Source organism: Longimonas sp. (assembly GCF_040409695.1).
Classification (GTDB): Bacteria; Bacteroidota; Rhodothermia; order Rhodothermales; family Salinibacteraceae; genus Longimonas.
The window spans coordinates 24,843-38,476 of record NZ_JARWGJ010000082.1 but is presented as its reverse complement, the minus strand read 5'-3'; the positions used below and the strand labels follow the sequence as shown (position 1 = coordinate 38,476).

General features: G+C 60.6%; 10 protein-coding genes. 4 read left to right on the top strand and 6 right to left on the bottom strand.

Going from position 1 to position 13,634, the window contains the following annotated elements; genetic code table 11:
• Positions 1–160: 160 nt before the first annotated feature.
• Positions 161–1,675, bottom strand: a complete 1,515-nt coding sequence (accC, locus tag PPP56_RS05225; protein ID WP_353562975.1) for an acetyl-CoA carboxylase biotin carboxylase subunit — start codon at positions 1,673–1,675, stop codon at positions 161–163.
• Positions 1,676–1,796: 121 nt separating this feature from the next.
• Between accC and PPP56_RS05220 the strand changes: the two genes are divergently transcribed.
• From PPP56_RS05220 to PPP56_RS05210, 3 genes are all read left to right on the top strand, one after another.
• Positions 1,797–2,726, top strand: coding sequence for a DnaJ C-terminal domain-containing protein (locus tag PPP56_RS05220; RefSeq protein WP_353562974.1), 930 nt, complete (start codon positions 1,797–1,799; stop codon positions 2,724–2,726).
• 261 nt (positions 2,727–2,987) lie between these two features.
• A complete protein-coding gene (locus PPP56_RS05215; RefSeq protein WP_353562973.1) occupies positions 2,988–4,466 on the top strand; it encodes a M20 family peptidase in 1,479 nt (492 codons plus the stop codon).
• 39 nt (positions 4,467–4,505) lie between these two features.
• Positions 4,506–5,726 carry a PGAP1-like alpha/beta domain-containing protein gene (locus PPP56_RS05210; RefSeq protein WP_353562972.1) on the top strand — a complete coding sequence of 407 codons (1,221 nt, stop codon included), beginning with the start codon at positions 4,506–4,508 and terminating at the stop codon, positions 5,724–5,726.
• A 76-nt stretch (positions 5,727–5,802) separates the two neighbouring features.
• On the opposite strand, the gene PPP56_RS05205 is transcribed toward PPP56_RS05210, so the two are convergent.
• A complete protein-coding gene (locus PPP56_RS05205; RefSeq protein WP_353562971.1) occupies positions 5,803–7,323 on the bottom strand; it encodes a calcineurin-like phosphoesterase C-terminal domain-containing protein in 1,521 nt (506 codons plus the stop codon).
• A 332-nt stretch (positions 7,324–7,655) separates the two neighbouring features.
• Between PPP56_RS05205 and PPP56_RS05200 the strand changes: the two genes are divergently transcribed.
• Positions 7,656–7,943 (top strand): amphi-Trp domain-containing protein, encoded by a 288-nt coding sequence (locus tag PPP56_RS05200; RefSeq protein ID WP_353562970.1) that lies wholly within the window; start codon positions 7,656–7,658, stop codon positions 7,941–7,943.
• A 130-nt stretch (positions 7,944–8,073) separates the two neighbouring features.
• On the opposite strand, the gene ptsP is transcribed toward PPP56_RS05200, so the two are convergent.
• From ptsP to PPP56_RS05180, 4 genes are all read right to left on the bottom strand, one after another.
• Positions 8,074–10,644: a phosphoenolpyruvate--protein phosphotransferase gene (gene ptsP, locus PPP56_RS05195; RefSeq protein WP_353562969.1), complete on the bottom strand. Its 2,571-nt coding sequence runs from the start codon at positions 10,642–10,644 to the stop codon at positions 8,074–8,076.
• Positions 10,645–10,736: 92 nt separating this feature from the next.
• A complete protein-coding gene (gene dhaL / locus PPP56_RS05190) occupies positions 10,737–11,384 on the bottom strand; it encodes a dihydroxyacetone kinase subunit DhaL (RefSeq protein WP_353562968.1) in 648 nt (215 codons plus the stop codon).
• Between the two features lie 63 nt (positions 11,385–11,447).
• On the bottom strand, positions 11,448–12,449 hold the full coding sequence (dhaK, locus tag PPP56_RS05185) for a dihydroxyacetone kinase subunit DhaK (RefSeq protein ID WP_353562967.1): 1,002 nt from the start codon (positions 12,447–12,449) through the stop codon (positions 11,448–11,450).
• Positions 12,450–12,556: 107 nt separating this feature from the next.
• Entirely contained in the window at positions 12,557–13,615 is a 1,059-nt protein-coding gene (locus PPP56_RS05180; protein ID WP_502912550.1) for a DUF7973 family transport facilitator, read from the bottom strand.
• Positions 13,616–13,634 lie beyond the last annotated feature (19 nt).

Below are 13,634 nucleotides of genomic sequence, written 5' to 3'. Positions count from 1 at the left end.
CCGTCGCGCTTTGAAACGGACCTTCCGGGGACCGACGAAGCTCCCCCGCCTGACTTGCAGTAAGCGTAACCAACAGCGCTATGTGGAGGCTGCACCAAAAGCCTGCATAACTGCCGCTGCATAACTGCGGCACAGCGCAAGCGACGCGCTACTCTACGCGCTACTGCACATGGCGGCGCCGACGTCGCCACGGACGTCCGTTGGAAGACGGTGTCGCCATTGGCTTTGCGTCTGTTTTCTGACTGCGCGTATGCGCCTCAGCCACAGCAGCCAGCGCTGCGTACAGGTCGAACGTAGCATCGCTCGGGTGGAGCGCTGCCGGGTCGAAATGCTCGTCTACAAAGTGCGTCGAAAACTGCCCTGAGCAGAACGCGTCGTGCTGCATCGCGAACTGACAGAACGGAATGGTGGTGTGCATCCCGGCTATTTCGTATTCACTCAAGGCACGCTGCATTCGCCGGATAGCATGGTCGCGGTCGCTTCCCCACGTAATGAGCTTGCTGATCATGGGATCGTAGTGGATAAGCACTTCCCCCCCCTCTTCAACCCCTGCGTCTACGCGGACCCCCACGCCCGAGGGCGCAGCATGGCGCAGCAGCGGACCCGGGTCGGGCAGGAAGTTTTCGGCCGGGTTCTCAGCGTAGACGCGACACTCGACCGAATGTCCGTCGATCGTGAGGTCGTCTTGCGTGTATCCGAGCGGCTCCCCGTTCGCAACCCGAATCTGCTCAGCCACCAGGTCGATCCCCGTAATCGCTTCCGTGACGGGGTGCTCGACCTGCAGGCGCGTGTTCATCTCCATAAAGTAGAAGTTCAGGTCGGCATCCACCAGAAACTCCACCGTTCCAGCGTTCACATAGCCGCAGGCTTCGGCAGCAGCCACCGCAGCCTGGCCCATCTCTTCGCGCTTCTCCGGCGTGAGAATGGACGAGGGCGCTTCTTCGATAACCTTCTGATGACGGCGCTGGATAGAGCACTCGCGTTCGAACAGATGTACCGTGTTGCCGTGCGCATCAGCCAGAATCTGAAACTCGATATGACGCGGCTGGTCGATGTACTTCTCGACGAAAACGCGTCCGTCTCCAAATGCATTCTTCGCCTCGCTCTGCGCCATCTCCATCGCGCGCGCGAAGTTCTCCGGGTCGCGCACAATGCGCATGCCTTTGCCCCCCCCGCCTGCGGCTGCTTTGATAAGCACCGGGTAGCCAATTTCTTCGGCCTTCTGCGCCGCGGTCTCGACGTGCTCAACCGCATTGGGCGTTCCCGGTGCCATGGGCACGCCAGCTTCCTGCATAAGAGTACGGGCTGCCGTTTTGTCGCCCATTGCGCGAATAGCGCGAGGAGGCGGGCCGATGAATGCCAGGTCGGCATCGGCACAGGCATCAGCAAAATCAGCGTTCTCTGACAGAAAGCCATAGCCCGGATGCACCGCGTCGGCCCCGCTTCGAGCCGCTACGTCAAGCAGGACCTCCATATCAAGGTACGATTCGCTGGCTGCTGCCGGACCAATAGCGTAGGCTTCGTCGGCAAGGCGTACATGAGGAGCAAGGCGGTCGGGCGTGCTGTACACAGCCACCGTGCGCAGCCCCAGCTCCTGACAGGTACGAATAACGCGCATCGCGATTTCGCCGCGATTGGCAACAAGAACGGTTTGGATCGAGCGAGAGTCCGTCATTTCGTCGGGGCGTATAGGAATGGCATGGATTATGTGATTCAATCCTTATTGCATACTGCAACATAAATTGCATACTGCAACATAATACGCGCCTACTGCACAACAGGCAAGAGCCGACATCATGCCGAACACCACGTACTACGACACACTCGGCGTCGAGGAAGATGCTTCGGCGCGTGAGATAAAGAAAGCATATCGCCGCCTCGCACGCAAGCACCATCCCGATCGTAACCCCGACGATCCGGAGGCTGAGGAGCGCTTCAAGGAAATTCAAGAGGCCTACTCGGTGCTCTCCGATAAAGAGAAGCGGCAGCAGTACGACGCACAGCGCCGCTTTGGCGGATTCGGAGGGCAGGGCGCCTCACGCGGCTTTGGCCAGGGCAACGGGCAGCGCCAGCGCGTCAATATAAACCAGGGCTTTGGCCAGGGAGGACTTGGCGACATCTTCGAGAGCTTTTTTGGAGGCGGGGGGTTCCGCGGCGGCTCCGGACAATCTGCGGATCCCTTCGCCCAATCGCAGCAGCGGCAACGTCGTCCGCAACAGCCGCGTGATGCCGAAACGCGCTTGCACCTCTCGTTTCAGGAAGCGCTTGAAGGGGGGCGTCAGACTGTAGAACTCCCTTCAGGCGAGTCGATACGGCTTCGCATCCCGAAAGGCGTGAAATCCGGATATAAGGTCCGGCTTCGCGGGCGCGGGCCTGCTGGCCCCAATGGCAAGCGGGGCAACCTGTACGTGACGTTCGAGGTGGGTAGTCATCCGCGCTACCGGCGCGAGGGCAACGACCTGCATCTCACCGAAACGGTGTCCGCGCTCGATGCGATGTTGGGCACATCCCGGCGGATCCCCACACCGTATGGTCAGAACATTAAGGTGACCATTCCAGCAGGTACCCAGCCGGGCGAGCGGCTGCGGCTGAAAGGGCAGGGCGTGCAGACGGAGAAAGAGACGGGCGACCTCTACGTACATATAGAGGTGCATATCCCCGAGAACCTGACCGACACGCAGCGCGAAACACTCAAGGCTGCAGCAGAACAGGCCGGGCTCCGGTAGAAGGAAGCCTTCTTCCTATCATTATGACATGCAATATGGCGTGCAATATTACGCCAGTTGGAGCCCCTATTGGAAGCATAGTGTGGTGCTTTCCGATCTTGTTACGTGGTTTTGCCCGGCTGAACGTCGGTTGTGTTGGATCATGTATCGCTGGCGAACAATTGCGCATGTAGCACTGCGCTGTAAGTAGCACTGCGCTGTAAGCATGTCGCAGCAGAGCATTCCAGTTAGACGCTTCCTGCCTATTAGTTGCTCGCCTGTATGATTAAACGCGTTGCATCAGCAATTGTCGTTGCCCTTTTTATTGTTGCAGGGGTTGCCCTTTTCCGAACCGTTCAGCTCTCCCACGATGTGCCCGACATCGGTCCTGTTGCGCAGCATGACTTTGATGAGGAGGCCGCTGTAGAACGGCTGTCGCAGGCCATTCAATTTCGAACCGTGTCGCCCCAAGATCCGGCTGACATGGAGGTCGAGGAGTTTGAGGGGTGGATCTCTTTTATCGAGTCGGCCTATCCGGCTCTGCACGAAACACTGGAGCGTGAACGCATCAACGAGTACACGCTGCTCTACCGCTGGGACGGAACCAACCCCGACCTGAAACCCGGAATGATGATGGGCCACTACGATGTGGTGCCCGTCGAAGAGAACACGACCGATGAATGGGCCTACCCGCCTTACTCCGGAGCGATTGCTGACGGATACATATGGGGACGCGGGGCGCTCGATGACAAAGGCGGCCTCATGTCTACCCTTGAAGCGGTTGAGTACCTGGCCGCGTCCGGATTCGAACCGGAGCGCACCATGTACTTTGCAGCGAATCATGACGAGGAGGTTGGGGGCCACGAGGGCGCGTCGATCGTAGCCGACACGCTGGAAGCACGTGGCACCGAACTTGCCTTTCTGGTCGATGAGGGCCTGCCCGTCGCCGAAGAAATCATCGAAGGCATTGAGTCGCCCCTGGCGATGATTGGCGTAGCCGAGAAGGGCCAAGTCACGCTGGAGCTATCGATTGTTCGCGAGGGTGGGCATGCTTCGATGCCGCCCCGTGAAACCGCGATCGGCGAGCTGGCCCGTGCTGTCCGCTCGCTCAAGGATAATCCGATGCCCGGGCGTTTTGCCGATCTGGTGCAGAGCACGTTCGACCCGGTATCACCCGAGTTGCCATTTGTGTACCGGGCCGCGCTTGCGAACCTGTGGTTGGCTCGCCCGATCATTGAACGCCAGCTGTCGCGCATCCCCCACACGAATGCGGCGCTGCGCACCACCATCGCTCCGACCATCTTCCGGGCAGGAATGAAAACGAACGTGTTGCCTGCACGGGCCGAAACGATCATTAACTTTCGCATCCACCCAAACGACACCGTAGAGTCGGTCATAGAGCACGTGGAGTCGACCATCGAAAACCCCAACATCAAGATTGAGAAGATGGAAGGCGCACGCAACGCGTCGGGCGTGTCGGACACCGAGGCAGTGCACTATCAGCGCCTGAAGCGGTCCATATGGGAAACCTTTGACGAGATTCCGATTGCCCCTTCCATCTTTGTGGCTGCAACCGACACACGGCACTTTCTGGACCTGACCGACAACATCTATCGCTTTCGCCCGATTCGTGCTACCCCCGATGATCGCGGACGCATTCACGGGACTGACGAGCGCGTCGGCATCGGTAATTATGTGGAGATGGTGCAATTCCAGATCCGTGCGCTCCATAACATGACCGAAGCCAACCCGGCCGAGTAGCCGCATCGGCGCCGCTTTTTCTTCTGGACCCGCAGCATCATGGACGAAGAACGCATCTCGCATCTGCACCCGTCGGACCTACGGGCCCTTACCCGGCTGATTACCGACGCCGTTGTCGGTGGCACCGATGTAACCGAGGCGGTGCATGCTGCTATTGCGCGGCGCATCGGCATTCGGAGGCGAGGAGAGGCAGAACGCATGGGCGGCATCTCTGGGCTGGTCTACAAGTCGGTGCGCAGCGTTACGAACACGGTCGCCCGAATATCGGACCGCGTGCTTGACCGTACCGAACCTTTTCTGGATGAGCGCCCCACTTCAACACAGCGCGACGCGGTCGTAGCTGCGCTGAATGGCATCCTGGGCGACTACCTGGTTGCCACGGGAAGTCCGATCGCAACCCCGATGGCGCTGCGGCGCGGCGGCACGACGCTTCCTGTGCAGCCCCATGCCCTTCGCAATCAGCTTGCCGAGCCCACAACGCGTCCGGTTGTGTGGATCCACGGGCTCTGCATGAGCGATCTGCAGTGGACGCGCAACGGGCACAACCACGGGCACGCCCTGGAACGTGACCTACCCACCACGTCAGTTTTTGCACGATACAACACCGGGTTGCACATATCGACCAATGGCAAGACGCTGACTACACGCCTGGAGCGGCTCGTAGAAGCATGGCCCACGCCCGTGGAGCGCCTGGCGCTAATCGGGCACAGCATGGGCGGGCTCGTAGCTCGGAGCGCGATCTACTACGCGAGCCGTAAAGGACATAGCTGGCCCGAAAAGCTGGATCCGCTCATCTGTCTGGGGTCGCCCCATCATGGGGCCCCACTCGAGCGCGGGGGCGGGTGGATCGATTTTCTGTTGGAGCGCTCCCCCTACTCGGCTCCACTGGCCCGGCTCGGCCAGATTCGCAGCGATGGCATCACCGACCTGCGCTACGGCTATCTGCGCGATGCCGACTGGCAGCACCCCGATGCCGATGTCGTCGGAGTGGATACGCGTCGTCCGGTACCGCTGCCCGAGCAGACCTCTACGTACCTGATGGCAGCCAGCACAGGCACGCGGCGAGGCGACCTTAAAGATCGCGTGCTGGGTGACGGACTCGTCCCGCTCGATAGTGCACTGGGGCGGCACGCCGATCCCGATCTTGCTCTACGTGTGCCGCGCGCGCACCAGCATATTATGTATGATACGAACCACTTCGACCTGCTGTACGACTACCCCGTTTATCGGCAGATTCGTACCTGGATGGCTCTTACGTAGTGTGTTGCCTGTGCGCAGCGTGGTGCCTGTTTGGGCTACCACCTGTGCCGGGCAGCCCTCCCTTTTGCCGGGTTACTTACACCAGACCAATCGTCTCGGTGTAGGTGCGCCCGAAGCGGTCGGTTGCTTCGACCCTGACTTCAGCCGCGCTGGGCGACGGTGTGGCGGCGAACAGATGGGCCGTTGGTGTAGGCTCAACCCACGTACGCCGTTCGGGCTTGTCGTCACCGCGATGCAGCTCTTCAGAAAGGGGGTCGGTCCCCACGTACGGCTCCATCTCACCCTGCTCGCTTCCATCTTCGTACCAGACGACAGACCACGCGTCGTCGGCATCCCATACGTTGGCGATCACCTGATCGGAGCGTTCCGGGTCGGCTCCCGGAGCGTACACACGCATCTGGTAGTCAGCGTCGTGCTGCGACGGCTGGTAGTGCCACGAAATATCGGTACCGTCGACCTCGTACACCGCGTATCCGTTGGGCGTGCCATCACGCGTAATCGGACCGGTCCACCACGCGCCGCACACGGTGCCTACGATGTGCTCATGGATGTTGGCGTGGCGCCGGTGCTCGTTCTCATGCGTATGCCCGGCGATAATGTGCGCTTCCGGAAACGGATCGAGCATCTCGTAGAGCACCGACCGGTTGATCGTCATGCCGCGCGGCGAGGGACGCTCATCTCCCTGGCGCTCGTACAGCGTGCCAAGCATTGGAATGTGGGCAAACACGACGACCGGCTGGTTTGTGTGAACCGTGGCCAGATCATTAGCCAGCCAGTAGAGCTGGCGGTCGTCTATGTGGCCGAAGTAGGAATCGGTATCACGCCCGAATCCGTCTTTGCCGGGCCAGTACGAGTTGTTAAGCACCACGTAGTGCACGTCGCCCCGGTCGAACGAGTAGTGGCCCGGGCCAAAGTGGTCGCGAAAGGTCTCGTAGGAGCCGCGATGCGCAGGGCTATCGAAGTTCAGATCGTGGTTACCTACAACCTGAAAGAACGGAATACCCATTCGATCTACCGCACGCTCGTATTCCGGAAAAAGCTCCAGGTTGTCGAACATCAGGTCGCCGTTGCCAACGCCAAACACAGGTGCCCCATTCAACCCTTGCACAGTGTTCTGCACCGCCGGGACCGTTTCGCCGTGGAAGCGCTCCATCTCGTACGTGTCTTCAGTCTGCGGGTCCGCCAGTACCAGAAAAGCATGACGGGTGTCGGACGTAGGCAGCGGGTCGAGTTCAAACGAAACAGACTGCTCAGGGTCGTCGCCCAGTGGCTCAAAGAAGCGTGCGGTGCCTGTGCCTGTCTGCGGGATTGCGTATCCTGCAGGAATCGAGATATAAACGTATGGCTGGCGCCCATCGGCTGGCAGCGTGAACTGTCCATCTGCATCCGTCTGGACCACCGAGAGGCCGTCGGTCACCCGCACGTTTGGAAGCCCACTGCCGTTACTTGTAACGCGGCCCGCAACGCGTACGCCCGCAGCTCCCGCACCAGAGGCCGACTGGGAACACCCAGTCGACGCGATGCCAAGGCCCAGCGCCCCTCCGGCAAGTCCGGCACGCTTCAGAAACGATCGGCGATCAAGGGTCGAATCGCTCATGGATAAGAGAAGTCAGGTCCAAAATAAAGACGACGCACGCATCAATATGCACAAGCGCATACTCAGGTGCATAATCAAGTCGTTAAGATCGCTCCACACGCTTTGCGTGGCTCCTCAGTAGGAACGGAGCACTGTATCTGAGATCGTATGGGGCTGTCTGATACAGCGTTATGGATCCCTTGCGATGGAGAAACGGCCTGCCCGCCCCGCTTAGAAGCACGATTTCACGCGTAGGACAGCGATATTCGCACTTTGAAGCGGATCCCAGCCGTAGGATAAAATGTTCATACGTGTACGTTACCCCTCTAATCATGCTATCATGAGGTGACCCTATGCCAGAAGAGGTTCTTTTTAAGTCAGAGCATGCATCTACTCGCTCAGAGGCAGCCGCTTACCTGCGCACCCTGGCCGACAAGCTCGAAGCCGATGGCGTCGTGCAGCTTTCTACAGGGGGCGACTCGCTCGACATGACCATTCCGGAGCGGTTCGAGTTCGAAGTCAAAGCCGAGCGCGAAACGTCGAAATCGGGTGGCACCCCCGAGCTCAGCCTGGAGTTAGAGTTTGAGTGGAAGGAAGGGGCCGAACATGAAGAAGGCGCCGGCACGCTCACTATCGGCTGAATGCTCCCCTACAACATACCCTGTAACGCATAAAGCCCGCAGCGGGCGTCGAGCCGCTGCGGGCTATTTCTTTTCTACTTTAGCAGCCCACTTTAGCCGCCTGCATTTGGGGGATGCATAGCGTGTGCTTCTACTGCTCATCCGGCGCGAATGCGGCAGGCAGGGCTTCACGAGCAAGCGCGCGCACCTCAGGCGCGTCATCTTGCACCAGGGCGCGTTTGGCGAGTGCCGTCAGGTCGCTCAGGCTCAGGGCACGAATGAGCGCTTTCGTAGCAGGTAGTGCCTCAGCATTTACACTCAGGTTCCGGATGCCGAGTCCAACAAGTACCGGAATAGCCTCTGGGTCGGCGGCAGCTTCGCCACATATGCTCACGGGACGATCGCCGGCGGCCTCTACGACTTGGCGGATAAGCTGCAGCACCGGTGGGTGGAGCGCATCTGAGAGCGCAGCAAGATCGGCATGTTCGCGGTCGGCAGCCATCACATACTGCACCAGATCGTTCGTGCCGATGCTGAAGAAGTCGACATGGGATGCCAGCTGGGCAACGGCCACCGCGCTTGCGGGCGTTTCGACCATAATGCCAACCGGTATGTTGGCTGCATACAGCGTGCCTACGTGGTTGAGCGCCGCACGCACGGACTGCAGCAGGCTGCGCGTCTTCCGTATCTCGCTTAGCGTAGCTACCATGGGAAGCATAAGCCGCACGTTGTGCGATGCGCTCGCACGAAGTACCGCGCGCAGTTGCGTCCGAAATAGCTCGGGGTGGCGCAGGAGCACGCGAATGCCGCGCATCCCCAGAAACGGGTTTGCTTCATCTGGGAAGGAGAGATAGGGAAGCGGCTTGTCGCCCCCGGCATCGAGGGCACGCACCGTAACCGGCGCCTTTTTGAACGGCGCCGCAACTGTTTTCAGGGCTTCCAGCTGCTCTTCTTCAGAGGGCGGCTCGGGTGTGTCTCCGAACAAGAACTCGGTACGGAGCAGGCCCACCCCCTCGGCCCCGCGCTCGGCGGCTGTTTCCGCTTCGCTGGGGTGGCTGATATTGGCAGATACTGTTACGACGGTGCCATCTGTGGTTGTTGCCGGGTCGTGCGCCTCAGCCAGATAGACCGCCGTGCGCTCATCGGCCTGGCGTCGTTTCGACTCAAGCTGCTCCACGCGCTTCGGCGGCGGGTCTACCCATACGTGCCCGGTGCCGCCGTCAAGCCCCAGCAGGGTGTTATTGTCGACGTGCTGCAGCGCGGCCCCGACCCCGAACACCGAAGGGATGCCGCGCCCACGCAGCAAGATCGCGTTGTGTCCGGTTGGGTTGCCGCCGGTACATACTACCCCGCGCACCTGTTCAGGGTCGAGGTGCGGCACGACAGACGGGGGGAGGTCGTCGGCGACGAGTATGAGTGGTCGGTCGGGCAGCGATACCACATCGGCCGCATCGTCAAGCAGTTCGAGCACGACCCGACGGCCCACATCGCGCACGTCGTTGGCGCGTGCCTGCATGTAAGCGTCGCCGAGCGAGGCATACTCCTCGGCGAGCGCTTCGGTAGCCCGTGCCCAGGCAAGCGGCGCCGGTTCGTCCGACTCGGTGATGCGTGTGCGGGCGGCACTGAGCAAGGCATCGTCTTCAAGAAGCAGGGCCTGCGCCTCCAGAATGCCCTGTACGTTGCGCGCACCCCGACGGGCTTGCATGCGCAGATCGCGCTGCACCAGCTTCAGTGCGTTCTGAAGCGCGGCCCACTCTGCTTCGGGCGACCCGTTTTGTGTGGTAGGCAGGTCAGGCAGGGCGGTGTGAAGCCGTGCCGCCGGGGCGACCGCCGTACCTGCATGCACAGGGAGGCCCGCCACGGCACCGTCATCCGGCAACGTGGACCGATCCGCAGGGGCTTCGTGCTGCGGCGTGGCCCCACCTGATTCCGTGGCGGGCGTGTCGTCGTCAAAACCGTGTGTGATGAGATCGCTCAGGGCTTGCAGCGCTTCTTCGGCATCGGGGCCACGCGCCGTGATCTGCAGGCGGTTGCCACGGCGCGCCCCCAGCGTTGACACCGATGAGATGCTTGTTGCCGAAACCGGGGCCCGGTTGTCTTCCAGCCGTTTGACGGTAACGACTGCGCTGAACTGACTCGCCGTGCGTACCAGTTGGGCGGCCGGGCGCGCATGCAGTCCATGAAGGTTTGTGAGCTCGACCTCGGTTGTATGCTCGGGCGCATCGTCGTACGAGTCGCCGGTGGCGGCACCTTCGCTGACAGCAGGCGATGCGTCGGGCGCGCTCCCCTCTTCAGTGTCGGGCGCATCATCGGAATCGCCAACATGCTGCTGCTTCTGGGCAAGCGCCTGTCGCGCCTCACGGGCTACATCATCAACCGCGTTTCCCATGCTCGCCTGAATGGCTGCAGCCAGAGCCCCCTCTACGAACGGCGCCGAAATCAGTCGCGTACGGCTGCGCAGGTCGTCGGGCAGCAGCTCAAGCGCCATGTCGGTGCTGAGCAGTGCACTCCCCATATCGCCCAAGACCAGCACTCCATCGCCTGTGTCGACCGACGCGATCGCTTGCATGATGTCGGTAGCGTCGGTGCCAAAGGCATCGCGGTTTTCTCCGGTGCCTGCAGCGATGGCGATGGCGACCTCATCGGTGGCCATTTCACGGATCAGAGGAACGAGCGCTTCGGCTAATGGGCGGCTGTGTGATACGAGAACCAGGCTTACCATAGAAGGAGAACGGGGCGTATCCGAAAGTACATATTGAGAGAGAGGCGTGCGAGTCCGCTACTGGAGTCCGCTACTGGTGGTGAAGAAGCGGCTCAGGCAACATCTTTCCAGGCTTCTGAGGCTGCTGCAACCAGGTAGTAGGTCGACGTGGCACCGGGGTCTTGGTGGCCTTTGCTGCGCTCTCCCAGGTAGCTGGCACGTCCTTTTCGCGCTTCAAGGGGGGTGGTTGCTTCCATGCCCGCCTGTGCAGCGTCTGCAGCCTGCGTTACGGCTTCGGCGAGCGGCGTGCCGGCTTCGGCGGCGGCTTCGAGCGTTTTGACAGCTGGCAGCAGCGCGTCGACCATTGTTTTGTCGTTGGGTTCGGCTTTTCCCCGCCGCTGCACGCCTTCAAGTCCGGCCCGAAACATGGCCGCAACGGCGTCAACGTCTAACTCCTCGTATCCCTTTGCTGCTTTTCCGGCGTCCATAAAGAACGTACCGTAGAGCGGTCCGCTGGCCCCGCCTGTTTTGGAGATGAGCGCCATCGCTACTGTCCGGAAGACCGCACTGGCATCTTCGTTGGCATCTCCTTCAGAACCACTGATCTGCTCGACGGCATGAGCGAGTCCACGGTTGAGATTCTGCCCGTGGTCGCCATCGCCGATGGCTGAGTCAAGTTTAGTGAGGTACTGGCGCTGTTCGGATACACGCTCAGCAAAGGCGCGCACCCAGGCGCGCAAGTCGTTTTCCGTAAGAGGCATAGGAGGCACAGCGGTTACACAACAGAGGGATACGAGGCAGGTCGACAGAACGGGTAGGCGAGGCTACATGCCCCAGCGCAGACCCGGCGTGCAGACGGGAGCATCCCAGAGGTCGAGGATCTCCTCGTCGGCCCGCATCATGGTGATTGAGAGGCCTGCCATTTCAAGGCTTGTGATGTAAGGCCCAACCAGGTTGCGTGCAACGGTGAGGCCGTGGGCTTCAGCGATCTCGGCTGCTTTGCGATACGCCAGATATACCTCAATGAGCGGCGTGCCCCCCATGCTGTTCACAAACAGAATGACGTCGTCGCCCTTCTTGAACGGCAGATCGTTCAGGATGGGCTCCATGAGGCGCTCAACGACCGCGTCGGCGGGCTCAATGTCCAGGCGTTTGCGTCCAGGCTCGCCATGAATGCCGATTCCGATCTCCATTTCATCTTCGCCGAGGTCAAACGTGGGCTCTCCTGCTGTGGGTACGGTACAGGAGGTAAGCGCCATACCCATGCTACGAACTTCATCGTTGCAGTGGATGCACAGGTCCTCGACGTCGTCGAGCGAGTAGCCGTCTTCGGCAGCGGCTCCGCATATCTTCTCAATGAGCACCGTTCCCCCCACGCCACGGCGTCCGGCGGTATAGGTGCTATCTTCGACGGCCACATCATCGTTGATCACGACGCTGCGCACGTCAATGCCGCTGTCTTCGGCCATCTCTTCGGCCATCTCGAAATTCATGACATCGCCCGTGTAGTTTTTGACGATGTGCAGCACGCCGGCCCCCGCATCGATGGCTTCGGTGGCCGCCTGCATCTGGTCGGGGGTGGGACTGGTGAATACCTCGCCCGGACAGGCGGCGTCGAGCATGCCCTGCCCGACGAAGCCGTTGTGCATGGGCTCGTGGCCGCTACCTCCGCCCGAGAGGAGGCCTACCTTCCCTTCGGGCACGCCGCCGGCGCGCATTACATAGGTGGGGTCGAAGTGGACCTCAATCATATCGGGATGCGCTGCAGCCATCCCTTCAAGAGATTCACGAACAACATCTTCGGGGCTGTTGATGAGCTTTTTCATAGCTGGTAGCTGAACTTGTTTGACAAGGAATGACTACGGATAAACAGCACCGCCACAGGCCCCCTCGAAGAGGCCTGTGGCGACTACTGGGCGGTAAGCGGGCGTGATTAGACGGTGCCCGGTACCCATACGCCTGTGCTGAAGGCGCCGGCGAAGTAGAGCACTGCGATGAGGAGCGTGCCGAACACGATAGCCGCTGCAGGCGGATCCACGTGGGTGTCTCCCTGCGCATAGAAGATGCGCTGGAAGAACTCACCGAACACAGCGCAGATCAGGCCAAACACTGACCCAACCACGAGCCCCATGAAGACGGTGCCATCAGCGAGATCACCGAGCATACCGGCACTTTCAATCGGCGAACCGACTGTCGCCATGTATGCCAGCGCTGCTGTGCTTGCAGGCAGGGTGATATGGTGTGTTACCGGGAAGTTGGCTACGCCCAGGTTCAGGAAGAACAGGCTTGCTGCGCTAATGCCGAATGCCAGGAACGGACTTCCCGTCGCAATGGCGATGAACGCTCCCAGGATACCCGCAATGAGACCGAGGAAGGCGACTGACCCCCAGGTGTACTGATGCGGAAGCCATGGCTCCACAGCAAAGCGATCGGTTGCTTTTTTCACGTGGTCGTCAACCGTACCCTCGGCACTCGGCTTTTTCTCTTCGCGCTCGAAGGGCGTCATGTCGAGTACGCCGTTGCCGTGTACTTTACCGATGACACTGTATCCTAAGAATGCTCGGTGCAGCAGTGCAGAGAGCACAACAGCAATCGCGATCGGATCCCACGGAAGGGCAAAGCCAGCCGATACGGCTGTGATAACCAGCCCGAGGATTCCAAAAAGTCCTCCAACAACGAGCACATCGACTTTGGTGCCGAAGGCGTAGGTGATGTTTTTCGCTTCGTGGAAGTCGAACCCGGTGTCCATGTAGCCCTGCTTTGCGGCATAGGCTGCAGCTGCAGCGCCGCCAGCGAAGGAAATGTGCGGACCAAAGACGGCCCCGAAAGCAATTTCGCCGGTCACGCCGCCAAGTCCGCCTGCTTCACCGGCGATAACCATGAACCCGGTAAAGATAAACGCAGGCAGTGCTCCGATAGACGCGCCGAAGGCCCCTCCGGCAAATGCCGCGAGGAGAAGATAAATCCAGCTTACTTCAAGTAATGCTTCCATAATAGTGTTGGGTCGGATA

Bases quoted from the DNA above. Each gene is read 5' to 3' on its own strand.
- dhaL (WP_353562968.1), bottom strand. From the start codon at position 11,384: ATGCCTCTTACGGAAAACGACTTGCGCGCCTGGGTGCGCGCCTTTGCT.
- PPP56_RS05180 (WP_502912550.1), bottom strand. From the start codon at position 13,615: ATGGAAGCATTACTTGAAGTAAGCTGGATTTATCTTCTCCTCGCGGCA.
- PPP56_RS05200 (WP_353562970.1), top strand. From the start codon at position 7,656: ATGCCAGAAGAGGTTCTTTTTAAGTCAGAGCATGCATCTACTCGCTCA.
- PPP56_RS05205 (WP_353562971.1), bottom strand. From the start codon at position 7,323: ATGAGCGATTCGACCCTTGATCGCCGATCGTTTCTGAAGCGTGCCGGA.
- PPP56_RS05215 (WP_353562973.1), top strand. From the start codon at position 2,988: ATGATTAAACGCGTTGCATCAGCAATTGTCGTTGCCCTTTTTATTGTT.
- dhaK (WP_353562967.1), bottom strand. From the start codon at position 12,449: ATGAAAAAGCTCATCAACAGCCCCGAAGATGTTGTTCGTGAATCTCTT.
- PPP56_RS05220 (WP_353562974.1), top strand. From the start codon at position 1,797: ATGCCGAACACCACGTACTACGACACACTCGGCGTCGAGGAAGATGCT.
- PPP56_RS05210 (WP_353562972.1), top strand. From the start codon at position 4,506: ATGGACGAAGAACGCATCTCGCATCTGCACCCGTCGGACCTACGGGCC.
- ptsP (WP_353562969.1), bottom strand. From the start codon at position 10,644: ATGGTAAGCCTGGTTCTCGTATCACACAGCCGCCCATTAGCCGAAGCG.
- accC (WP_353562975.1), bottom strand. From the start codon at position 1,675: ATGACGGACTCTCGCTCGATCCAAACCGTTCTTGTTGCCAATCGCGGC.